Below are 23,404 nucleotides of genomic sequence, written 5' to 3'. Positions count from 1 at the left end.
TCCGCAGCAACCACGAGAATCTATGGAGCTTTCGAAGCGCTACTGGCCCAGGTCCTGCAGGGCGTACACATCGAGCGAGGACTTTCTCATGGCGGCGATGGCCTGCACCAGCGCCGTCGCGCCCGAGAGCGCCGTCACGCAGCTGATGCCACGGTTGACGGCCTCGCCGCGCAGGACGGAGCCATCCCCGCGCGAGGTGTGGCCGCGCGGCGTGTTGATGATGAAGGCGATGCTGCCCTGCGCCATCTCGTCCACCACGTTGGGATGACCCTCGCTCACGCGCTTGATGACCTCGCAATCGATGCCGGCGGCACGCAGTGTCTTGGCCGTCCCGCTCGTGGCGATAAGGTCGTAGCCCATATTCGTCAGCGAAAGAGCCACCGGTGCGATGGCGCGCTTGTCGCGGTCGCACACGCTCACGAACACCTTGCCCGTCGAGGGCTGCTCGTAGTCGATGGCCTCGCGCGTCTTGGCATAGGCGAGGGGGAAGTTGACGTCGATGCCCATGACCTCGCCCGTGGACTTCATCTCGGGCCCCAGCGTGGTGTCGGCCCCCGGGAAGCGCGCCCAGGGCATCACGGCCTCCTTGACGGCAAAGCGACCCGTCACGTGCCCCTCGCCCACGAGCGCCCCCTCCACAAGGAGCTGGGCGATGGTCTCCCCCGCCATGATGCGCGCCGCGGCCTTGGCGAGTGCCTGGCCCGTGGCCTTCGAGGAGAAGGGCACCGTGCGGCTGGCACGGGGGTTCATCTCGATGACGAGCACCTGCTCGTCCTTGACGGCGTACTGGATGTTGAGGAGCCCCCGCACGCCCACGGCCAGGGCCAGGGCGCGAGTCATCTCGCGGATGCGCCCCACGAGGGTGTCGGAGAGCGAGAAGGGCGGGTAGCAGCAGGCGGAGTCACCGGAGTGGATGCCGCACTCTTCGATGTGCTCGAGGATGGAGCCCACGTAACACTGCTCGCCGTCCGCCAGGGCATCGACGTCGAGCTCGACGGCGTCCTCCAGGAAGGCGTCGAGGTAGACGGGGTGGTCGGGTGAGACCTGCGTCGCCTCGGCCATGTAGGTGGCGAGGTCGTCGTCGTTGTAGACGATGGCCATGCCGCGGCCGCCCAGCACGTAGCTGGGCCGCACGAGCAGCGGGTAGCCGATGGTGCGGGCGACCCTGCGGGCCTCCTCGAGCGTCTCAGCCGTGGAGCTGGGCGGATAGGCGATCTCCAGGCGGTCAAGCAGGTCGCTGAAACGGTCGCGGTCCTCCGCGAGGTCGATGGCGTCGGGCTGGGTGCCCATGATGGGCACGCCCGCGGCCTTGAGGCGGCTTGCCAGGTTGATGGGGGTCTGGCCGCCCAGCGTCACGATGACGCCCTGGGGCCGCTCCGCCTCGATGACGTCCATGACGTCCTCGAAGGTGAGCGGCTCGAAGTAGAGACGGTCCGAGGTGTCGTAGTCGGTGGAGACGGTCTCGGGGTTGCAGTTGACCATGACCGTCTCGAAGCCCCTTTCGGAGAGCGCCATGGCCGCGTGCACGCAGCAGTAGTCGAACTCGATGCCCTGACCGATGCGGTTGGGGCCGGCGGAGAGGATCACCACGCGGGGGCGCTCGGCACCATGGTGCTCGCTGATGCCGCCCGCCTCATAGGTGAGGTAGTGGTAGTTCGTGCGCGAGGCGAACTCGCCCGCGCAGGTGTCCACCGTCTTGACGACGGGGTGCACGCCCAGCACCGTGCGCAGCGCACGGATGGTATCCTCGCGCTCGCCCGTGAGCTGGGCGATCTGCACGTCGGAGAAGCCCATCTCCTTGGCAGCGAGCAGGCGCTCGGCCGTGAGGCCGGCCACGCCGCCCTCGGCGAGGGAGCACTCCGCCACCACTATGTCTTTGATGCGGCACAGGAACCACGGATCGATGTGCGTGAGCTCGTGCACGCGCTCCACCGTCCAGCGGCGGCGTAGCGCCTCGGCCACGTAGAAGACGCGTTCGGGCGTGGGGCGGCTCACGCGGTCCTGGAAGGCGTCCTCGTCCATGGAGGCAAAGTCCTCGCTGCCATCGGCCACAAGGCCCATGTTCCCCTGCTCGAGCGAGCGGCAGGCCTTCTGCAGGGCCTCCTCGAAGGTGGAGCCGATGGCCATGACCTCGCCCACGGCCTTCATGCGCGTGGTGAGCGTCTCGCTCGCGCCCTTGAACTTCTCGAAGGCGAAGCGTGGGATCTTGACCACGCAGTAGTCGATGGAGGGCTCGAAGCAGGCTGGCGTGGCCCCCGTGATGTCATTGGGGATCTCGTCGAGGGTGTAGCCCACCGAGAGCAGGGCCGCCATCTTGGCGATGGGAAAGCCGGTGGCCTTGGAGGCCAGGGCCGAGGAGCGGCTCACGCGAGGGTTCATCTCGATGACGAGTACGCGGCCGTCCTGGGGGTTGACGGCGAACTGCACGTTGGAGCCGCCGCAGGCGACACCCACGCGCTCGAGCACGGCCAGCGAGTAATCCCTCAGGCGCTGCAGCTCGAAGTCGTTGAGCGTCTGGCAGGGCGCCACGGTGATGGAGTCGCCGGTGTGGACGCCCATGGGGTCGAGGTTCTCGATGGAGCACACGACGATGCCGTTGCCGGCGGCGTCGTGCATGACCTCCATCTCGATCTCCTTCCAGCCCTCCACGGACTGCTCCACCAGCACCTCGTTGTTAGCGGAGAGCTCCAGACCCTCACGGGCGATGCGCATGAGCTCCGCCTCGTCGTGTGCCATGCCGCCACCGGCACCGCCCAGGGTGAAGGCGGGTCGCACGACCACGGGGTAGCCCAGCTCGTCGGCCACATGGCGGCACTCGTCAAGCGAGCGGGCGATGCCCGAGTGGGCCACCTCGAGACCGATGTCAGCCATGGCCTGGGCAAAGAGCTCGCGGTCCTCGCCCACCTCGATGGAGTCGATGTCGCAACCGATGACCTCCACCCCATAGCGCTCGAGCACACCGGCCTTGGCCAACGCAACGGCGCAGTTGAGGGCCGTCTGGCCGCCCATGTTGGGCAGGAGGGCGTCGGGCCGCTCGCGCTCGATGACCTTGGCCACGGCCCTCACCGTGATGGGCTCTATGTAGGTGCGGTCGGCCGTCTCAGGGTCGGTCATGATGGTGGCGGGGTTGGAGTTGACGAGCACCACCTCGAATCCCTCGTTGCGCAGGGCCTTGCAGGCCTGGGTGCCGGAGTAGTCGAACTCGCAGGCCTGGCCGATGACGATGGGACCCGAGCCGATGATCAGGATCTTGTGGATGTCCGTCCTCTTGGGCATTACTGAGCCCTCCCCTCGCGCACGTCGATGGCAAGATAGTCGTCGCGTCCCTCCATGAGGCGACAGAACGCCTCGAAGGCGTAGCTCGCGTCATTGGGGCCGGGCTTGGCCTCGGGGTGGTACTGCATGGAGAAGGCCGGGACGTCCAGGAACTGCAGGCCCTCGGGCGTGCCGTCGTTGAGGTTGACGTGCGTGAGGCGGATGCGTCCGTAGCGCTCGTTCATGACGACGGGGGCGATGTGACGTCGGCTCCAGAGGCGCAGGTCACCAACGTGCTCGGAGATGCCGCCGGAGAGTTCGGGCACGAGCGGGCCCAGCGTGGGGAACACCGAGCCATAGTTGTGGTTCTGCGCCGTGATCTCCACCAGGCCGGTCAGCAGGTTCATCACGGGCTCGTTGCCACCATGGTGTCCATAGGGCAGCTTCTCGATGGCGCCACCCGCCGCGATGGTGAGGAGCTGGTTGCCCAGGCAGATGCCAAACACGGGGAGCGTACCCAAGACCTGGCGCACCGCCTCGGTCGTCGTGCCCACCGTCTGCGGGTCGCCCGGGCCGTTGGAGAAGAAGATGCCATCCGGCTTGAGGGCGAGCGCCTCGTCTGCCGGCGTGTCCCAGGGGACGACGGTCACCGCACAGCCCGCGACGGCCAGGCGCTTCGTGATACCGCGCTTCTCGCCACAGTCGAAGGCCACGACGTGACTGCGCTCGCGTCCCGTAGCCGGCAGCCGGTAGCGCTTCGTGGTGGAGACGTCTGCCACGTAGTTGTGGTCGGCGATGGAGGGACTCTCGCGCACACGTGCGACAAGGTGCCCGGGATCGAGGTCTCGCGTGGAGATGGCCGCCCGCATGGCACCACCCTCGCGGATGCACAGCGTGAGGGCGCGTGTGTCGACGCCCTCGATGGCAACGACACCGTACGCGCTCAGATAGTCCGGGAAGCTCTGGACGCACTGCCAGTTGCTGGGCGCAAAGCACATGTCGTGCACCACGATGCCCCTGAGCGCCAGGGTGTCGGCCTGCATGTCCACCGCATTGACGCCGTAGTTGCCCACCTGCGGATAGGTGAAGGTCACGATCTGCCCCGCATAGCTGGGGTCAGTCGCTATCTCCTGGTAGCCCACCATGGAGGTGTTGAAGACGATCTCACCAAAGGTCTCGCCCTCGGCACCGCAGGACCTTCCCGCAAAGACCGTGCCGTCATCGAGCGCCAACAGCGCCTTCGGAAGACGATCCGCACCGGCCAACAGGTTCATGCGCGCTCCTATCTTCTAGTTGTTCCCTTCCCGTATCAGCAGCCTTCAAAAAAGAGGCCCTCTCCCCTGGAGTGGACGCCTCTTCTCTCGACAGCAAGCTGCCTATGGATTCCCCTTTGGTATCTCTGTACCGAAAGGTCATCCCGATTCTATCTGACGCGATGGCCCTGCCCCTGAGGCCGCACGTCCTTTTATGAAATGGACACACCTTCGCAGGGGGATGGGCACGTTATGCTGTCGCATGGTCAGGCTACACTGGACGCAAACGACCAACGACCGAGGAGCGGCCATGCCAACCATCGAGTGCCCGCACTGCCACAAGACCTTCGAGCTGGAAAGCTCCGACTACCAGGACATCCTCGCACAGGTGCGCACCAGCGAGTTCGAGCGCGAGATCCATGAGCGCGGCAGGCTCATGGAGCAGGAGAAGCGCTCGGCGCTGGCCGAGGCCCAGGCAACGGCAGAGGCCAGGCTCTCCCAGGCCCTCTCGGAGCGCGACCTCGAGCTTGAGCGGCTCAAGGCGGAGATCGAGCGTCAGAGGCAGCAGCTCGAGAGCGAGCACGCCCAGGCACAGAGTCGCCAGGACGCAGCCGTCGCCCAAGCCCGTGGCGAGCTGGGCGAGCGCATCGCGCAGCTCGCGGGGGCGGTGGAGGCAGGCAAGAGCGAGCGGGAGCTGGCCGTGGCCCAGGCAACCGATGAGCTCAAGGAGCGGATCGCCCAGCTCACCAGCCAGGTGGACCGCGAGAGGAGCGAGCGCAAGGCGCTTGAGGCCCAATGGAGCGAGCGGCTTGCGGACGCCCGGCACGCCAGCGAGGAGCTCGTGCGCCACAAGGACGAGGAGATCGAGAGTCTCAAGGACTATCGCATCCGCCTCACCACCAAGATGACAGGCGAGTCCCTGGAGCAGCACTGTGCCCAGGAGTTCGACCGGTGGCGCTCGCTCAACCCCCAGGAGCTCCGCAACGTGAGCTTCGAGAAGGACAACGAGGCCGTGGGCGGCACCAAGGGCGACTTCATCTACCGCGAGACCGCAGACGATGGCACGGAGCTGGTCTCCATCATGTTCGAGATGAAGAACGAGGAGCTCTCCTCCACCAACCGCAGGACCAACGAGTCACACCTCGCCAAGCTCGACCAGGACCGCACGAAGAAGCGCTGCGAGTACGCCGTCCTCGTCTCCATGCTGGAGCTGGACAGCGAGACGTACAACCAGGGCATCGTGGACGTGTCGTGGCGCTACCCCAAGATGTACGTCATCCGCCCGCAGTTCTTCCTCGTCATCATCACGCTGCTGCGCAACGCTGCCTACAAGTCGCTAGGCTACAGGCGCCAGATCGAGGAGATGCGCCAGGAGCAGATCGACATTACCAACTTCGAGGAGGCGTTGGGGGACTTCAAGGGCAAGTTCGGCCGCAACGTGGAGCTTGCCAACAGAAGGTTCGTGACTGCCATCGACGAGATCGACAAGGCCATCTCGCATCTGCAGAAGGTCAAGGAGAACCTGCTGAGCTCCCAGAACAACCTGCGCCTGGCCGATGACAAGGCCCAGAAGCTCTCCATCAGGCGCCTCACCAGGAAGAGCCCCCTGCTCGCCGAGCGCTTCAAGGAGCTTGGGGACACGAGCGACACGTAGGCACCGCGCCAGACGGGAAGAAAGCCCCGCCCCCGCGCAAGGCGTCATGCGGGGGCGGGGCTCGTAAGGTATGAGGTCTCGCAGGGGCTGGAGCGGGCTTGGGACGTCAGGCCCAGATCCCGTGAGTGCCCCTGCTAGCAGACGCCCTGGGCCATCATGGCGTCGGCGACCTTGAGGAAGCCGGCGATGTTGGCACCGAAGACGAGGTCACCCTCGTGGCCGTACTCCTTGGCCGCACCGGCAGCCGCGGCATAGATGGCGTCCATGATGCCCTTGAGCTTGTCATCCACGTCCTCGAAGGTCCAGGAGAGGTGCTCGTGGTTCTGGCTCATCTCGAGGCCGGAGACCGCGACGCCACCGGCGTTGGCAGCCTTGCCCGGCGCGAAGTAGACGCCATTGTCCTTGAGGTACTGCGTGGCATCGAGCGTGGTGGGCATGTTAGCGCCCTCGACCACGTAGCGGCAGCCGCCTGCGACGAGCGCCTTGGCCTCCTCGAGGGGCAGCTCGTTCTGGGTGGCGCAGGGCAGCGCGATGTCGCACGCCTCGCCCCAGGGACGCGCGCCCTCGTGGTAGACGGCGCCCGGGCGCGCCTCCACGTACTCCTTGATGCGGCCGCGCCTCACCTGCTTGATGTCGATGAGGGTGTCGAAGTCGATGCCGTCGGGATCATAGACGTAGCCGTTGGAGTCGGACACGGTGACGACCTTGGCGCCGAGCTGTTCGGCCTTCTGCACGGCGTACTGAGCGACGTTGCCGGAGCCTGAGACCACAACGGTCTTGCCCTCGATGGACTCGCCCTTGTCCTCGAGCATGTCGAGCAGGAAGTAGACCGCACCGTAGCCCGTGGCCTCGGTACGTGCAAGCGAGCCGCCATAGGCGAGTCCCTTGCCGGTGAGCACGGAGGCCCAGGTGTCGGTGAGACGCTTGTACTGGCCAAACAGGTAGCCGATCTCACGGGCACCGGTACCGATGTCACCGGCGGGGACGTCGGTGTCAGGGCCGATGTGGCGCGCAAGCTCGGTCATGAACGACTGGCAGAAGCGCATGACCTCACCGTCCGACTTGCCCTTAGGATCGAAGTCGGAGCCACCCTTGCCGCCGCCCATGGGGAGGGTGGTGAGGGAATTCTTGAAGATCTGCTCGAAGCCTAGGAACTTGAGGATGCCCAGGTTGACAGAGGGATGCAGGCGCAGGCCGCCCTTGTAGGGTCCGATGGCCGAGTTGAACTGCACGCGATAGCCACGGTTGACCTGCACCTTGCCGGCATCATCCACCCAGGGCACACGGAAGATGACGATGCGCTCGGGCTCCACGAGGCGCTCGAGGAGGCCGGCCCTCTCGAACTCGGGGTGGGCGTCCAAGGCGGGCTGCAGGGTGGTGAGCACCTCCTCGGCCGCCTGGATGAACTCGGGCTGATCGGCGTAGCGGTCCTTGAGCCCCGCGATGACCCTCTCGGAATAGTTCATTGGATCTCCTCTCACAATGCCTTTTCCGCGTGACGGCGCACGTCCATCGTGCTGCCCCGTCTACCCTGTAGAGAATAGTAAACCGCCCCCGTTGCCATCCGACTTCCTCGTGCGGGAAACAAACTGTATACGCGCTCGCAAGCCACGCGGAACATGGCCGTGCGCTAGAGCGCGTATTCGTACACCCTCAGCTTCGTGCCGCCGATGTCGTCGTACGGGACGTGGCACGTGCCGGCACAGCGAAAGCCAAAGCTCTCGTACAGCCAGCTTGCAGCCAGGTTATGCGGCATGACGTCAAGATGGATCGCACGCTTGCCCCACCTTTGGGCGATGCGCACCGCCTCGTCGAGCATGCGCCGGGCGATGCCCTGCCGCTGCAGGGAGGGGTCGACCGCCAGCAGGTGCAGGACGCCCACCTCATCGGCAGGGACGTCCCTCTCCCACGTGACGGGCGCGTAGGCCTCGTCATCATGGCGCTCGAGCAGCATGGACGACACGACGCGCCCGTCCAGCGTCCCCACGAAGAGGGTGCCCTCCGAGAGGGCCGCAGCGAAGTCAGCCTCGCTCGGATAGACGCCCATGTGCCACTCGGCGCTGTAGGTACTGGTCCTTTGCGCGTCACAGACTGCGGCATAGAGCTGCCAGATGGCGGCAAGGTCATGGGTGGTTGCCGGACGGACCTCGTCAATCATGGGTGCCTCCTCGGTAGCGCGACGTGGGCGACACATGGGGGCCATGGCCTCGTCAGGCCATGGCCCCCGCAAGCGTCATGGAGCGGCGAACGGGACTCGAACCCGCAACAACCAGCTTGGAAGGCTGGGGCTCTACCAATTGAACTATCGCCGCACGTGGTCGGGGTGACTGGATTCGAACCAGCGACCCTCTGCTCCCAAAGCAGATGCGCTACCAAGCTGCGCTACACCCCGGAGCCGCTCCCAGAGTATAAGATATCGAGACTCCGAGCACAACAACGCTCGCCGAGACGCATCAGCCGCCGCATCCCACAGAAGGGTGCACGGCAACCATACCCCCGTACCCCCACCACGTCCTTTCAGCGCATCCGTGTGTGGATGTTGAGTAGGAGCGCCGCAAGGAAGCACGCGAACGCGACCACATGGTCGGCCAGAAGCAGCGGATGACTGCCGAGCACCAGCAAAGTCGCCAGCGCCAGTACCATGCTGACGCTGGCAAACACCAGGCACAGCACCGTCAGCAGGTGCAGCCTGCGCTCCCTATCCATCTCACTTTGCGGCAGCCTGCAGCGCGGCCTTCACTCCGGCGGCGGTCTTGAGGGCCATGACCTTCTCGGTGAGGGCGTCCGCCTCCTCCTTGGTCCACTGGCTGATGATGCGGCGCGTGCGCAGGATGGACGGCGCGCTCACGGAGAACTCGCCTAGGCCGAAGGACAGCAGCACGGGGATGAGCAGCGGGTCGGCCGCAGCCTCACCGCACATGCCAACCATGATGCCGGCCTCGTTGCCCTCGGCGATGATGCGCTTGAGCGAGCGCAGGACGGCAGGCTGGTAGACCTCATACAGGTAGGCGACGCGCTCGTTGCCGCGGTCGGCGCACATGGTGTAGCCGATGAGATCGTTGGTGCCGATGGAGAAGAAGTCGCACTCGGCTGCGAGGTCATCGGCGATGAGGGAGGCGGCGGGTGTCTCGACCATGGTGCCCACCTCTACGTCCTTGTTGTAGGCAACACCGCGCGCATCGAGGTCGGCTTTGCACTCCTCGACGAGCGCCCGTGCCTGGCGAACCTCATCGATGGAGGTCACGAGCGGCAGCATGATCTTGATGTCACCGAATGCGGAGGCGCGGAGCAGGGCCGTGAGCTGCACCTTGTACTGCTCGGGATTGTTGAGGCAGTAGCGCACCGCACGGAAGCCCATGAAGGGGTTATCCTCCTTCTGGAGGTTCATGTACGGAATCTCCTTGTCGCCACCCACGTCGAGCGTGCGGATGATGACCGGCTTGCCCTTCATGCGCAGGGCGACCTTCTGGTAGGCAGCAAACTGCTCGTCCTCGCTCGGGAGCTCGGTGGCATCCATGAAGAGGAACTCGGAGCGGAAGAGGCCCACGCCCTCGGCGTCATGCTCGGCGGCGCTGTTGGCATCGTCGGGGTTGCCGATGTTGGCAACCAGGAGCTTGGACTCACCATCGGCCGTCACCGTGGGCTTGCCGCGGTAGGACTCGAGGGCCGCCTTGTCGTCCGCGTAGGCCTTGGCTTTCGCACGATAGGACTCCAGCTCGTCCTTGGTGGGCTTGGCGATGACGTCGCCCGCGCCACCATCCACGATGACCATGTCGCCGGTCTTGATGTTCTTGGTGGCATCCTCCACGGAGAGCACCGCGGGAATCTCGAGCGCGCGGGCGATGATGGCGGAGTGAGACGTACGGCCACCGGTCTCGGTGACGATGCCGGCGACGTTCTCCTTGTCGATGTCAGCCGTCATGGAGGGGGTGAGCTCATGCACGACCACGATGGAGTTCTCTGGGAGCGTGGAGAGGTCCACCACCTGCTTGCCGAGGAGGTCGGCCAGAAGGCCGGTCTTGACGTCTGCCACGTCGGCGGCACGCTCGCGGAAGAGGGGGTCATCCATCTGGGAGAACATGGTACAGTACTGGTCGTAGGCCTCGCTCACGGCCTGCTCGGCGCACATGCCGGCGTCGATGGAGCCACTGACCATGTCCTTGATGCCCTCGTCCTCCGCAAACTCTATGTGAGCGCCCATGATGGCGGCGGCCTCCTCGCCGACGCTCTGCGTCATGCGCTCGATCTGGTTGTTGGTCTGGCTCACGAAGAGCTTGAGGGCGGCCTCGTAGCGGGCCTTCTCCTGCTCGGTATCCTCAGGGACGCTGGGGGTAAAGGAGAGGTCGGGAGCAACCGCCACCTGCGCCACACCGATACCGAAGCCGTCAGAAGCATTGACACCCTTGAACATAGAGCCCTCCTCAGAGACGCGCTGCCATTAACAAACCCAAGACGGCCACTCGGCCGCCACAAACACCCCGTCAGCTAGCCCTCGATGATCTTGCAGAGGTCCGCATAGACCTTGTCGATCATGGGACGCTTTGCGATGCCGTCGCTTGCCGCGGTGGCAGTGCCACAGGCGGAGGCAAAGCGCAGGGACGTCTCGTAGTCCGCACCCGCCTGGGTCTTGGCGACGAAGCCGGCAACCATGGAGTCACCGGCACCTGTGGCGTTGACCAGCTGAATCTTTGCCGTGGGAACGACGTGCACCTCTTCGTTCTCGTCATAGAGGAGCGAGCCGTGGCCGCCACAGGAGACGATGACGTTCTGTGCGCCGCGCTCGTGCAGCTCCTTGGCAAAGGGGATGCACTCCTCTGGAGTCTCAGGATGGACATCAAAGATGCGACCCACCTCGTGGTTGTTGGGCTTGATGAGGAAGGGATGGGCAGGCAGTGACTCCAGCAGGAGATTGCCTGGTGCGTCGACCACGAAGCGGGTGCCCCGACCGGCGAGGCGCTTCATGATGACGTCGTACATGTTCTCGGGCAGCGTCTTGGGGATGGAGCCCGTGAGCACGAGCGTATCGCCCTCACCCACGTAGTCGATGCGCTCCAGGAGCTCGTCGACCTTCTCCTGCGGGATATCGGGTCCCATGCCGTTGACCATGGTCATGACAATGCCGTTGAGCTTGATGTTGATGCGCGTGAAGCCCTCGTCCAGCTGGACGAAGTTGGCGGAGACGCCGTTCTGCTGGAGGGTCTTGACGAGATAGTCCCCCGTGAAGCCCGCAACGATGCCGTAGGCGGTGTTTGCGACCTTGAGCTCGTTGAGCAGCGTGGAGACATTGATGCCGTTGCCGCCACAGAAGAGCTGTTCACCCGAAGAGCGGTTGGTGAAGCCCATGTCCAGCGTCAGGGGACGCATGACGTAGTCGATGGCGGGATTCAGGGTGACGGTATAGATCAACGTAGGCTCCTTTCAAAGCAACACGTAACCTACATTATGCCTTACGCAAGCCACTCAGGGCACCAAAAGCTTCCCGAATGGTGACGATGCTCCGACCACCGCGCCTTGGGACGGGAACAAAAAAGGCCTCCGTGCATGCGGAGGCCCTTTCGGCAGCTGGTGCTCCCTAGGCGACTCGAACGCCTGACCTGCGGTTTAGAAGACCGATGCTCTATCCACTGAGCTAAGGGAGCAGAGTGGACATGATAGCACAGCGTACACCCATGCCCTAGGGGACCTCAGGCACCGTGGAGACGATGAGCTCCATCGAACCCGTGAGCGCAAGGTCACCAAAGCCGTGGGGCACCACCAGGTGGTCGCCCTTGCACACGGCCTCCCCTGCCGCCGCACCCTGCCCCTCGACGACGCTTGCGCAGTAGAAGGTCCGAGGGGAGGGCAGGGTGATGGCCTCGTCGCCCACCAGCACATGCCAGACGCGGTAACGGGCGCACTCCTCGAGCAGGGTGACGCCCGGCCCATCGGCCGCATGGGACACGCCGCCAGATGGGGGCACCTGGGAAAAGTCTATGACGTCGAGGCTCTGGGCGCGGTGCAGCGCGCGCTGCGTGCCATCTGCCTGCACGCGATCGTAGTCATACACCCGATAGGTGACGTCCGATGACTGCTGGGTCTCGAGCACCATCGTGCCCGCCTTGATGGCGTGCACCGTACCCGGCATGATCTGGAAGAAGTCGCCCGTGCGCACGGGCACCTCGTTGAGCAGCCGATCCCAGGCATCCTCCCTCGCCAGGCGGGCGAACTCCTCACGTCCATGCGCGCGCTGTCCCACCACGATAGTCGCATCGGGTTCCGCATGGAGCACATACCAGCATTCCATCTTGCCCAATGACCCGCGCTCGTGTGCCATTGCATAGGCATCGTCGGGATGCACCTGGATGGAGAGATCACCCTCCGCGTCGAGAATCTTGACGAGCAGGGGAAAGCGGTCGAAACCCGTCCTGCCAAAGAGCTCCGGATGCATGTCCCACAGACGCGAGAGCGTCATGCCCCGATACGCGCCACGCGCGATGGGACAGTCACCTGACGGATGGGCCGAGATGGCCCAGCACTCCCCTATGGGGCCCGCGGGGATGTCGTAGCCATACTCGGCCTGCAACCTGCGACCACCCCAGATCTTCTCATGAAAGAGGGGTTGGGTGAAGATGAGCTCATGGGACATGGCAGGCTCCCGGGTCGGTGTCATCGAGGTGCCGGACAGCATAGAGGATAGCAATGATGGTCTTCGAGTCTATGATGAGACCCGCACTGATGGCGCGCTCGGCATCGGTGAGCGGCACCCATGCCACGTCAACACGCTCCCCCGCATCGGGATGGGCGACTCCCTGGGAGAGGCCCAGCGCATGGAAGACGTGCGTCGCCTCGTTGGAGAAGCCGGGCGATCCCACCGCCGTCGCGACGGGGACGAGCCGCTCGGCCACAAGGCCCGTCTCCTCCTCCAGCTCGCGGGCGGCACATGCCTCCGGCTCCTCGCCCGCGTCGAGCTTGCCCGCGGGGATCTCCAGCGTCATCCCCTCGAGCGCCACCCGCCACTGCCGCACCAGGCAGATATGGCCCTCCCGCACGGCACAGACACCGGCGCCGCCGTGGTGGGACACCGTCTCCCGGGTGGCGCGCGAACCGTCGGAAAGGCGCACGTCCAACGTCTGGGCCGAGAAGATCCGCCCCTCCCACTGGATATGGGTGGCCATGACCTCCTCGCGCAGGCGATCGTCGGGCGCAAGGTACGTCCGGATCCTGTCGAGGTCATCCTCGCTGTGGTGAGTGTCCATGGCATCACCCTTTCACGCTTCGGCAAACAGGTCAAGGCGCCTGCGGGCCCCTGGGATGGCAGCCATCCAAGGGGGATACTCGAAACCATCCACCCAAAGTGCACACGCAACGCGTTTTCAGAAACCACATCCTGGGCAGACGCGCACGAAGATGCGTTGCGTGTGCACTTTGGGTGCAGGACGCAAGGTAGCGGCCCCCGAAGGCGCGCAGGGACGTGCTACATCGCGGCAAGCGCCTGGTCGAGGTCGGCCACGATGTCCTCGGCACTCTCCAGGCCGCAGGAGAGGCGCACCATCGCGGGCCCGATGCCTGCCGCGCCAAGCTCCTCGTCCGTCATCTGGCGGTGCGTCGAGCTTGCGGGGTGCAGGCAGCAGGTGTGCGAATCGGCAACATGCGTCTCGATGGTGCAGAGCCTGAGCGCGGCCATGAACCTCTCCGCCGCCGCGCGGCCACCCATCACGTCAAAGCTCACGACGCCGCAGGAGCCGCGGGGCAGGTACTTCTGGGCGAGGGCATGGTAGCTGTCGCCGGGAAGCCCAGGATAGACGACATGCGCCACCTTGGGATGGGTCGCGAGGAACTCGGCCACGGCCATGCCGTTGGCGCAGTGGCGCGGCATGCGTACGTCCAGGCTCTCGAGACCCAGGTTGAGCAGATAGGCGTTCTGGGGGCTCTGGATGGAGCCGAAGTCACGCATGAGCTGCGAGGTGGCCTTGGTGATGAAGGCCCCCTCCCACCCAAACCTCTCGGCATAGACGATGCCATGATAGGACTCGTCCGGCGTGGTGAGCCCCGGGAACCTGTCGGCATGCGCCATCCAGTCGAACTTCCCCGAGTCCACGATGGTACCGCCCACGGCCGCGCCATGGCCATCCATGTACTTGGTGGTGGAATGCGTCACGATATCGGCGCCCCACTCGATGGGGCGGCAGTTGATGGGCGTGGGGAACGTGTTGTCCACGATGAGGGGCACGCCATGGGCATGGGCGGCCTGGGCGAACCGCTCGATGTCGAGCACCGTGAGCGCGGGGTTGGCGATGGTCTCGCCAAAGACGCATGTGGTGGTGGGACGGAAGGCCGCGTCAAGCTCCCCGTCCGTGCAGTCCGGCGAGACGAACGTGGTCTCGATGCCCATCTTGCGCAGCGTGTGGGCCAACAGGTTGAACGTGCCGCCGTAGATGGTCGAGCTTGCCACCACGTGGCCACCGCACTCGGTGATGTTGAAGACCGCAAAGAAGTTGGCCGCCTGGCCCGAACTGGTGAGCATGGCCGCCGTGCCGCCCTCGAGCGCGGCAATCTTTGCCGCGACGGCATCGTTGGTGGGATTCTGCAGGCGCGTATAGAAGTAGCCCGGTGCCTCGAGGTCAAAGAGCCGGCCCATCTGCTCCGAGGTGTCGTACTTGAAGGTGGTCGACTGCACGATGGGCACCTGGCGGGGCTCCCCGTTATCAGGCGTGTAGCCAGCCTGAATGCAGCGTGTTGCAATGCTCGACATGATGCCTCCTCTACGTGGGCAATCACGAGCCCAGGGATACGGCGACGTGGACAGGATCCCATGGTACGCGTTCGGGAACGCGCGGGAACGCCAAGGGAGACATTTTCGTGTTGATTGTCAACGGGATGACGGGTCACCTGGCCCGCCTGGGTATGGCTGTGAGACTTGTCACTCCCACAGTCCCCTACGGACTCCTATCAGACGAGGAACCCATGAACCACCGCTCCCAGACCACCGCTCCCAGCTTTGAGACACTGGGACTCTCTCAGGTCACGCATGTCGCCGTCATCGGCCTGGGCCACGAGACGCCCTCCCCCGTGCAGGCCGCCGCCATCCCCCAGCTGCCCTTTGATGATGCCCTCGCCCACACGAGTCCTCCCGTGCGCGGCCCCGCACGCGTCAGGATCGCAACCCAAGGGTACGATCGCCGAGACCGTGGAGCAGCACGTGCCACCCGTCTCCGCACAGGCAAAGAACAGGCTGATGCCCGCCTCGCTCGAACAGGAGGGCACCAAGCGCGTCATCGTGCTCTGCCGCGGCAGGCACCGCGCCGACAGCCTCTGCCAGCGCCTGCATAAGGAGGGGTTTCCGCGCCCCCATCCATGGCAATCGCAGCGGCGCCGCCTATGGCCCCAACGCCAAGCCACGGGCATCCAAGCGCCGAAGAGCCGCCGTCACCCCGGCGACCGCGGCAGCAGGAGGCGATAGGTCACGGTCGCACGGCGCCTTTCGGCCCGCACTGTGGAGATGTGAAGATAATTGGGAAGGTACTTTGCGATTATTTGCTAGGTACCTTGACATCCATCGTTCCGCGCTCGTATCCTGCCAACGGTTCATCAGGTACGAGTAGGGAGGATGGGCCCCTTGACCAAGGAATCCCTCTCCAGGGAGTGGGGGCTGCTGGAGGGCACGCCCGAGAAGCGCGTGATGCGCAGCTTTGGCTTCTTCGGCCACTATCTGCACGTGCACGCAGGAGGCCGCAGCGGCAAGCAGCACATCCTCACGCAGCTGCTGCACTGTGGCGGGCACCTCACGCAGCGGGAGCTGCAGGACAGCTACTCCATCAGCTCGGCCGCCCTCTCGGAGGTGCTGGCAAAGCTGGAGGCGGAGGGGCTGGTGACGCGCACGCGCTCGGAGCAGGACCGCCGCCAGCTGGAGATCGCCCTCACCCCCACCAGATCCACGGTCGCACGCGAGGAGACCGAGAGGCGCCTCGCCTTCGTGCGGGATTCCCTCGGCGCCCTCACCCCACCAGAACGCGAACAGCTCGCCAGCCTCCTCGAGAGGGTCGAGCAGAGCTGGCAGAAGAAGGAATACGACAGAAGGGAGACACCCTGTGAGCACTAGGAATGCAGACACCACCGCAGCGGCACGGGGCTCACAGACGGAGAGTGACCCCTCCGCCGAGCAGCTCAGCTACGGAAGCATTCTCTCCACGCTCGCCAAGAGCATCCGCGAGTTCCGCAGGGACTCTATCATCACACCCATCCTCGTGATCGGCGAGGTCGCCATCGAGTGCATCATCCCGTTCATCACGGCGCAGCTCATCGATGCGCTGCAGCAGGGAGCGGACATGGCAACCATTGGCCACTACAGCCTCATCCTGGTTGCCCTGGCCGTCATCTCGCTCGCCTGCGGCGCAAGCGCGGGCGTCACCTGCTCCATTGCGGCCACGGGATTCGCGCGCAACCTCCGCCACGACCTCTTCGCGACCATCCAGCGCTTCTCGTTCTCCAACATCGACCGCTTCTCCACGAGCTCGCTCGTGACGCGTCTCACCACCGACACCACGAACGTGCAGCTCGCATACATGATGATCATCCGCACCGCCATCCGCGCCCCGCTCATGATCGTCTTCGCCATCGTGATGGCCTTCATCACGGGCGGCAGCATGGCCGTGGTGTACGTGATCATCTCCGTGCTGCTGAGCGCCGCCATCTTTGGCATCGCCATCAAGGTCATGCCCATGTTCCGCCGCATCTTCCACAAGTACGACGTCCTCAACGACTCCGTCGAGGAGAACGTCAGCGGCATCCGCGTGGTCAAGTCCTTCGTGCGCAGCGGCTATGAGAAGCAGAAGTTCAACGCGGCCTCCGAGGGCCTCTACCATGACTTCGTGCATGTCGAGCGCATCCTCGCCCTCGGCATGCCCCTCATGACGCTCGCCATCGACGTCGTGTACACCTTCGTGCTGTTCTTTGGCTCGCGCGCCACCATCCAGAGCTATGGCACCACCATGAACGTCGGTCAGATGTCCGCCCTCATCACCTATGGCTTCTCGATGCTCATGAGCCTCATGATGTTCTCGATGATCTTCGTCATCGTGACCATGTCCGAGGAGAGCGCACGCCGCCTCTGCGCCGTGCTCATCGAGAAGCCCGACCTCACGAGCCCCGCGAACCCCCGCCACACCGTGGTGGACGGCTCCATCGACTTCGACCACGTGAGCTTCGAGTACTCCCGTCACGCCGAGCGCATGGCACTGCGTGACATCGACCTGCACATCAAGAGCGGCGAGGTCATCGGCATCATTGGCGGCACCGGCTCCTCCAAGTCGACGCTCATCCAGCTCATCAGCCGCCTCTACGACGTCACCACGGGCTCCGTCAAGGTGAGTGGGGTGGACGTGCGCGAATACGACCTCGACACCCTGCGCAACCAGGTGGCCGTCGTCCTGCAGCGCAACGTCCTCTTCTCGGGCACCATCAAGGACAACCTGCGCTGGGGCGACGAGAACGCCACGGACGAGGAGATCGTCGAGGCCTGCAAGCTCGCCCAGGCGGACGAGTTCATCCAGCTCATGCCCCAGAAGTACGACACCTACATCGAGCAGGGCGGCACGAACGTCTCCGGCGGCCAGAAGCAGCGCCTGTGCATCGCACGCGCCCTGCTCAAGAAGCCCAAGGTCCTGATTCTGGATGACTCCACGAGTGCCGTGGACACCAAGACCGACAAGCTCATCCGCCAGGGCTTCAGGAACTTCATTCCCGAGACCACCAAGATAATCATCGCGCAGCGCACGAGTTCCGTCGAGGACGCCGACCGCATCGTGGTCATGGACAATGGCCAGATCAGCGCCATCGGAACGCACGACGAGCTGCTGCGCACGAGCGACATCTACCGCGAGACCTACACCTCCCAGAACAAGCAGTCCCACGATCAGAAGATGGGCTCCATGGAGGACGCCGATGTCGCAGGCGATGCAACCGGCACGAGGAAGGAGGTCGGGGCACATGAGTAGCGAGACCAAAAGGGACCAGCAGGCAACAGGATCCCAGGACGTCCGACACGAGGGTGCGTCCGGTGGCCGTGGCCGCGCCGCACGCAATCCCGGCATCGTGTTCAAGCGCACCATCGGTCTCATCTTCACGTACTACCCCGTGCGCACCACCATCATGATCGTCTGCATCCTTGCGGCAGCCATCCTCACCTCGCTGCCCTCCGTGTTCATGCAGCAGGTGCTGGACGTCGTTGGGGAGCACTTCTCCACTGGCAACTGGGACGCCGCCGCCCAGCAGATCGTCCCCATCATCCTCACGCTCATCGGCACGTACGTCATCGCCATCGCGGCACAGGCCACCCAGACGCAGCTTGCCGCCATCGTGACGCAGGGCACCCTCATGAAGGTTCGCAACCAGATGTTCGACCACATGGAAGACCTGCCCATCCGCTACTTCGATAGCACGAAGCACGGCGACATCATGTCGCACTACACCAATGACGTGGACACACTGCGCCAGCTCATCGGGCAGGCGCTGCCCAACCTGCTCACCATGATGTTGCAGATGGCCTCCACGCTCTTCATCATGCTGTGGTATTCCGTCCCCCTGTCCATCGTGGTGCTGCTGGTCGTCGCCCTCATGACCTGGCTCGTGCGCTTCATGGGCGGCCGCTCGGCACGCTTCTTCCTCAAGCAGCAGGTGGAGCTCGCCAACACCGAGGGCTTTGCGGAGGAGTCCATGAACGGCCAGAAGGTCGTCAAGGTCTTCACGCACGAACGCGAGATGCAGGAGAACTTCGACAGGGTCAACGAGAAGCTCTTCCAGGCGGCCAAGAACGCCAACATCTATGGCAACACCCTCGGTCCCGTCCTCATGAACCTGGGCAACCTCGCCTATGTGCTGGTGGCGCTTTCCGGTGGCCTGTTCCTCACGACGGGCTTCCCCAACCCCTCCATCAGCGGTGGCGCGCTCACGATCGCCATCGTGGTGCCGTTCCTCAACCTCACGAAGCGCTTCGCCGGCTCTATCGGCCAGGTCTCCCAGCAAATCAACTTCGTGGTCATGGGCCTCGCGGGTGCCGAACGCATCTTCGACCTCCTGGACGAGGGGCCTGAGACCGACGATGGCTACGTGACCCTGGTCCGCACCAAGCGCGATGCCACATCGGGCAGGCTCATCGAGACGTCCGGGCACACGGGCACCTGGGCATGGCGGCACCCTCATCAGGAGAGGGGCTTCACCAACTACGTGCCGCTCCAAGGTGAGGTCGTCCTCGACCACGTGGACTTCGGCTACAGCCCCGACCATATCGTGCTGCACAACATCTCGCTGTATGCCCTCCCCGGGCAGAAGGTGGCCTTCGTGGGCGCGACGGGTGCCGGCAAGACGACGATCACCAACCTCATCAACCGCTTCTATGACATCGACGACGGCAAGATCCGCTACGACGGCATCAACATCAACAAGATCAGGAAGGATGACCTGCGTCACTCCCTCGGTATCGTGCTGCAGGACGTGAACCTCTTCACAGGCACCGTCATGGACAACATCCGCTACGGGCGTCTCGAGGCCACGGATGACGAATGCATTGCGGCTGCCAAGCTCGCCGGTGCCGACTCGTTCATCGAGCGCCTTCCCGAGGGTTACGAGACGATGCTCACGGACAATGCGGCGCAGCTCTCGCAGGGCCAGCGCCAGCTGCTCTCCATCGCCCGCGCAGCCGTGGCCGACCCGCCCGTCATGATCATGGACGAGGCGACGTCCTCCATCGACACCCGCACCGAGCAGATTGTCCAGCGCGGTATGGATGCGCTGATGAAGGGGCGCACGACGTTCGTGATCGCGCACCGCCTCTCCACCGTGCGCAACTCAGACGTCATCATCGTGCTGGACCATGGTCGCATCATCGAGCGTGGGGCGCACGATGACCTCATCGCCCAGAGGGGCACGTACTACCAGCTCTACACCGGAGCGTTCGAACTGGAGTAGGAGCTGCTCGCACATCCGCCAGCACAGGGGGGTCATGAGCCGCACGTGACTCACGACCCCCTACTATTCCTTTTTTCTGCATACAAGGGGGAGCTCAGCCAGAACGGCGTCGTCAACGTCATCTCCCATGTGCGTGGCACCATCGGCAGGCCCGCTCGAGCGATGCGGGTTCCGGCAGCTCGCAGTTCTTCATCATGCAGGCGGACAACATGTCGCTCGATGGTCACTATGCAGCGCTTGGCAGGGTCAGCAAAGGGTATGGACGCGGTGGATGCCGTCGCCCGGGACACGACCGTCCAGGATGGCAGTGGCACGGCAGCGCCCGGCGACCAGTCTCGGATCACATCCGTCACGACGGTGGACCGAGCGTCCGAGGTCGGCCCACGCTAGCGCCTCCGATGACGCTGCTCGTTCATGATCTGGCTGATGATCCAGAGTCCCAGCACCAACGCCACGATGTAGCCGATGATGCCGATGACGGGAATGCCGAACACGATGGGCTGCACGCGCGCGTAGTACAGGATCGACGAACCGATGAACAAGCCCGCGATCACGATGCCCATCGTGAGGCGATCGGCAGCATGCGCAATGTCGCTCATGGGATCCTCGGTACCGGGCAGGTCGAGGTTCATGCGCAGCTGGCCCCTCGTAAGCATGTGCATGGCGAGCGAGGCATCGCCGGCGGCACCTATCAGGCTCTTGCTCGCCCGCATCGAGCTGCGTGCGAGCTCCCCCATCTCGTCCCTGAGGGAATCCAGGAGGTCGAAGTGATTCCTGATGTGCCGGCGGATGATGTCGACCATTGACACGTTTGGCAAGAACAGGTCGGCCACACCCTCGAGCGTCACGAGTGAGCGGGCCAACATGGTCACGGTCCCCGGCAGCTCCACACCATCATGGCGCGCCATCTGGATGAGCGCATTGAGGAAGGCACCCAGATCCAGCTCGGAGAGGTCCGCCATGCCATAGGAGCCGATGATCTGGTCGAGATCCTGGAGCAGCTGCGGATGGTCCACGCCGCTCACGTCACTGACGGCGAAGCGCAGGAGGCCATCCTTCAGGGCTGCGGAGTCATGCTCCGCAACGGCGAGCACCATGTCCCTGATGGCCCCCCTGTCGTGGGCGGAGAGCCTGCCCATAAGCCCGAGGTCGAGATAGACGATCTTCCCCTCCTGCACCACGAGGTTGCCTGGATGCGGGTCGGCATGGAAGAAGCCGTCATCAAGCAGCTGCTGCGTGTAGTTGTCAACCAGCTTCGTGCCGATCTCCTCGAGGTCGTAGCCAGCCTCCCTGAGCTCGTCCAGCTGACCGATGGGGATGCCATCCACATAGTCCATGACCACCACGTGCTCGGTGCAGAGCCGCGGATAGGGCTTGGGGCAGTCCACGAAACGGCAGGATGCGTTGTTGCGCTTGAACTCCTCGAGGCTGCGCGCCTCCACCAGGAAGTCAGTCTCCTCGCAGAACGACTGCCAGAGCTCATCCACCACGCTCTTGAGGTCAAGGAACTGGTCGCTGCCCATCATGCCCGAGGCATGCTTGGCCAGCGAGCGCATGATGGATATGTCCTGCGCCATGATCTCCTGCACGTGCGGTCGTTGCACCTTGATGGCCACGAGCTCACCCGTGACAAGGCGCGCCTTATGCACCTGCGCCACCGACGCCGATCCCAATGGCACGTCGTCGATGGCGTCGAAGATGTCCTCGATCGGCGTCTCGTACTCCGCGCGCAGCGTGGCCAAAAGCAGGTCGCGATCCATGGGCTCAACGTTGGTGCGCAGCTTGGCCAGCTCGTTGCAGAAGCTCTCGGGCAGAATCTCGGAGCGCATGGAGAGGATCTGTCCAGCCTTCACGAAGGTGGGGCCAAGCTCCTCGAGCAGCCGACGGAGCATGATGGGGGTGATGCCATGCAGGATGTCGTAATGGCGCGCGATGGAGAGTATCTCCCTCAGGCGGGCCACCTTCGTGGCACGCGTGATGCCATAGCGCTCCTGAGCCGATCGACCCCCCAACAGGCCAATCGTCTCGTAGAGGTCGCCCCCTGTGGCTGGCTCTTCCTCGGCGGGCGTGGCCACGGGATCCTAGTCCTGCGTCTCGGTGCTGGCAGACCCATCCTCGACGGGGACTTTGGTGGGGGCGGCGTCGATGCCGTCCGCGATGCTCTGCGCGTGGGCGAGCCAGGCGGCGCGCTCTTCGGCCGTCATGCTCCTGAGCTTGGCCCTCAGGAGGGCGTCGGACGCATCGGAGCTGGCCTTGCTGGCATGATGCCTGAGCTCCTCGTTGAGCGCCTTGCCCTCCTCAACGGTGAGCTCGCCCTTCTTGACGAGGTCATTCACAAGCTGCTGGGACTTCTCTGCGCTCAGGGCGACGGCGCCGACACCGGCCAGGAAGATCTTGCGCACACCCTCGCCCAGATCGTCAAAGGCACTCATGGAAACTCCTCTCGTAGACGCAGGCACCACATGCCCGCGGTATGGCAACAGTGTACCCTTGGGATGGCCCTCGTTGCGTTGCGGGGCGCATCACGCCAGGAACGCTACGCACCAAGCAGGACGTCCCCCAGCTCACGCACGGATCCCACCACGCGGACGGCTCCGGCATCCGCGAGCTCGCCGGGCTCTGCCGTATGGCCATACTCCACCCCGATGCATGCCACGTCGTTGTCGCGGGCGGCCTCGACGTCAAAGTGGCGGTCGCCCACCATGACGGCGTCCTCGGCAGGCACCTCCAGGCGCCCCAGCACCTCCGCAAGCGTCTCGGCCTTGGTGCCCCTATCGTCATGCTGCTTGCCCCACACCAGGTCAAAGAGGTCGAACACCCCGTCATCCCTGATGCAGCGCTCCAGGAGCGCCTGGCGTTTCGAGCTCGCCGTGGCCAGAAGACGACCCGAGGCACGGATGTCCCTGAGCAGCTCCCCCACACCGTCGAAGAGGGGCCAAGCCCGGGCGCCCGCCCTCCAGTAGAGGGCACGGTACTCGTTGGTGATGACCCGGGCCTCCTCTGCGGAGTAGCCGAAGACCATGGTGAAGGCCTGGGGGAAGGGCGGCCCTACGAGCTTGCCGACGTCCTTGAGACGCTCCTCGGGAAGCCCATGCTCCATGAGCACCTCCCGGGCGATGGCCACGATGGCGGGCCTCGTGTCGGCGAGGGTACCGTCGAAGTCGAAGACCACGAGGCGCTTGCTGCGAAGTCTCTCTGTCAGGGCTGACTGCACGGTGGGCCTCCAGGGGTCTCGATGGTTCGCCTGTGATGGTAACCAAACGGGAAAATGCCACACGAACGACACGTGTGCATAGTAAGG

Annotated in this window: 19 protein-coding genes and 3 tRNA genes; 5 read left to right on the top strand and 17 right to left on the bottom strand. The window is 64.7% G+C overall.

The annotated features are described in order from the left end of the window. Window positions 1-39: 39 nt before the first annotated feature. Window positions 40-3,276 carry a carbamoyl-phosphate synthase large subunit gene (gene carB, locus HMPREF1316_RS06235; protein ID WP_021726060.1) on the bottom strand — a complete coding sequence of 1,079 codons (3,237 nt, stop codon included), beginning with the start codon at window positions 3,274-3,276 and terminating at the stop codon, window positions 40-42. Further along, a complete protein-coding gene (carA, locus tag HMPREF1316_RS06230) occupies window positions 3,276-4,529 on the bottom strand; it encodes a glutamine-hydrolyzing carbamoyl-phosphate synthase small subunit (RefSeq protein ID WP_021726241.1) in 1,254 nt (417 codons plus the stop codon). The genes carB and carA overlap by 1 nt, the downstream gene beginning before the upstream one ends. Before the next feature lie 289 nt (window positions 4,530-4,818). On the opposite strand from carA, the gene HMPREF1316_RS06225 reads away from it, so the two are divergent. Then, window positions 4,819-6,162 (top strand): DUF2130 domain-containing protein, encoded by a 1,344-nt coding sequence (locus HMPREF1316_RS06225; RefSeq protein WP_021726048.1) that lies wholly within the window; start codon window positions 4,819-4,821, stop codon window positions 6,160-6,162. 134 nt (window positions 6,163-6,296) lie between these two features. On the opposite strand, the gene gdhA is transcribed toward HMPREF1316_RS06225, so the two are convergent. The 12 genes from gdhA to HMPREF1316_RS06165 form a co-directional block, all read right to left on the bottom strand. After that, window positions 6,297-7,628 (bottom strand): NADP-specific glutamate dehydrogenase, encoded by a 1,332-nt coding sequence (gene gdhA, locus HMPREF1316_RS06220; protein WP_021726254.1) that lies wholly within the window; start codon window positions 7,626-7,628, stop codon window positions 6,297-6,299. A 164-nt stretch (window positions 7,629-7,792) separates the two neighbouring features. Next, window positions 7,793-8,320: a GNAT family N-acetyltransferase gene (locus HMPREF1316_RS06215; protein WP_021726186.1), complete on the bottom strand. Its 528-nt coding sequence runs from the start codon at window positions 8,318-8,320 to the stop codon at window positions 7,793-7,795. Between the two features lie 78 nt (window positions 8,321-8,398). Continuing rightward, window positions 8,399-8,474 (bottom strand) — tRNA-Gly (locus HMPREF1316_RS06210). A 3-nt stretch (window positions 8,475-8,477) separates the two neighbouring features. Further along, window positions 8,478-8,554, bottom strand: a tRNA-Pro gene (locus tag HMPREF1316_RS06205). Window positions 8,555-8,679: 125 nt separating this feature from the next. Further along, window positions 8,680-8,868, bottom strand: coding sequence for a hypothetical protein (locus tag HMPREF1316_RS06200; protein WP_021726155.1), 189 nt, complete (start codon window positions 8,866-8,868; stop codon window positions 8,680-8,682). Window position 8,869: 1 nt separating this feature from the next. Further along, the gene (ptsP, locus tag HMPREF1316_RS06195) at window positions 8,870-10,573 is read right to left on the bottom strand and encodes a phosphoenolpyruvate--protein phosphotransferase (RefSeq protein WP_021726266.1); all 1,704 of its coding nucleotides are present in this window, start codon (window positions 10,571-10,573) and stop codon (window positions 8,870-8,872) included. Window positions 10,574-10,647: 74 nt separating this feature from the next. After that, entirely contained in the window at window positions 10,648-11,568 is a 921-nt protein-coding gene (locus tag HMPREF1316_RS06190) for a 1-phosphofructokinase family hexose kinase (RefSeq protein ID WP_021726210.1), read from the bottom strand. A gap of 157 nt (window positions 11,569-11,725) precedes the next feature. Continuing rightward, window positions 11,726-11,801 (bottom strand) — tRNA-Arg (locus tag HMPREF1316_RS06185). Window positions 11,802-11,836: 35 nt separating this feature from the next. Beyond that, a complete protein-coding gene (manA, locus tag HMPREF1316_RS06180) occupies window positions 11,837-12,787 on the bottom strand; it encodes a mannose-6-phosphate isomerase, class I (RefSeq protein WP_021726249.1) in 951 nt (316 codons plus the stop codon). Next, a complete protein-coding gene (locus HMPREF1316_RS13715) occupies window positions 12,777-13,397 on the bottom strand; it encodes an NUDIX hydrolase (RefSeq protein ID WP_021726231.1) in 621 nt (206 codons plus the stop codon). Before HMPREF1316_RS13715 ends, manA begins: the two co-directional genes overlap by 11 nt. Before the next feature lie 218 nt (window positions 13,398-13,615). Continuing rightward, a complete protein-coding gene (locus HMPREF1316_RS06170; RefSeq protein WP_021726146.1) occupies window positions 13,616-14,893 on the bottom strand; it encodes an O-acetylhomoserine aminocarboxypropyltransferase/cysteine synthase family protein in 1,278 nt (425 codons plus the stop codon). 197 nt (window positions 14,894-15,090) lie between these two features. Next, a complete protein-coding gene (locus HMPREF1316_RS06165; protein WP_040651640.1) occupies window positions 15,091-15,417 on the bottom strand; it encodes a hypothetical protein in 327 nt (108 codons plus the stop codon). A 340-nt stretch (window positions 15,418-15,757) separates the two neighbouring features. On the opposite strand from HMPREF1316_RS06165, the gene HMPREF1316_RS06160 reads away from it, so the two are divergent. From HMPREF1316_RS06160 to HMPREF1316_RS14735, 4 genes are all read left to right on the top strand, one after another. Beyond that, complete coding sequence (locus HMPREF1316_RS06160; RefSeq protein WP_021726151.1) at window positions 15,758-16,240, top strand: MarR family winged helix-turn-helix transcriptional regulator; 483 nt, start codon at window positions 15,758-15,760, stop codon at window positions 16,238-16,240. A gap of 79 nt (window positions 16,241-16,319) precedes the next feature. Then, on the top strand, window positions 16,320-18,134 hold the full coding sequence (locus HMPREF1316_RS06155) for an ABC transporter ATP-binding protein (RefSeq protein ID WP_051332953.1): 1,815 nt from the start codon (window positions 16,320-16,322) through the stop codon (window positions 18,132-18,134). Beyond that, window positions 18,127-20,103: an ABC transporter ATP-binding protein gene (locus HMPREF1316_RS06150; RefSeq protein WP_021726190.1), complete on the top strand. Its 1,977-nt coding sequence runs from the start codon at window positions 18,127-18,129 to the stop codon at window positions 20,101-20,103. The genes HMPREF1316_RS06155 and HMPREF1316_RS06150 overlap by 8 nt, the downstream gene beginning before the upstream one ends. Before the next feature lie 237 nt (window positions 20,104-20,340). After that, window positions 20,341-20,493 carry a hypothetical protein gene (locus tag HMPREF1316_RS14735; RefSeq protein ID WP_232204458.1) on the top strand — a complete coding sequence of 51 codons (153 nt, stop codon included), beginning with the start codon at window positions 20,341-20,343 and terminating at the stop codon, window positions 20,491-20,493. Here HMPREF1316_RS14735 and HMPREF1316_RS06145 read toward each other — a convergent pair. From HMPREF1316_RS06145 to HMPREF1316_RS06135, 3 genes are all read right to left on the bottom strand, one after another. Then, complete coding sequence (locus tag HMPREF1316_RS06145) at window positions 20,490-22,178, bottom strand: ABC1 kinase family protein (protein ID WP_021726218.1); 1,689 nt, start codon at window positions 22,176-22,178, stop codon at window positions 20,490-20,492. The genes HMPREF1316_RS14735 and HMPREF1316_RS06145 overlap by 4 nt on opposite strands. Window positions 22,179-22,184: 6 nt before the next feature. Next, a complete protein-coding gene (locus HMPREF1316_RS06140; protein WP_021726261.1) occupies window positions 22,185-22,535 on the bottom strand; it encodes a phasin family protein in 351 nt (116 codons plus the stop codon). A gap of 104 nt (window positions 22,536-22,639) precedes the next feature. After that, window positions 22,640-23,317, bottom strand: a complete 678-nt coding sequence (locus tag HMPREF1316_RS06135) for an HAD family hydrolase (protein WP_021726075.1) — start codon at window positions 23,315-23,317, stop codon at window positions 22,640-22,642. Window positions 23,318-23,404 lie beyond the last annotated feature (87 nt).

Source organism: Olsenella profusa F0195 (assembly GCF_000468755.1).
In the GTDB taxonomy this organism is placed as follows: Bacteria; Actinomycetota; Coriobacteriia; order Coriobacteriales; family Atopobiaceae; genus Olsenella_F; species Olsenella_F profusa.
Note: the sequence above shows the minus strand (reverse complement) of the source record. Positions and strands in the feature narration are given on the sequence as shown.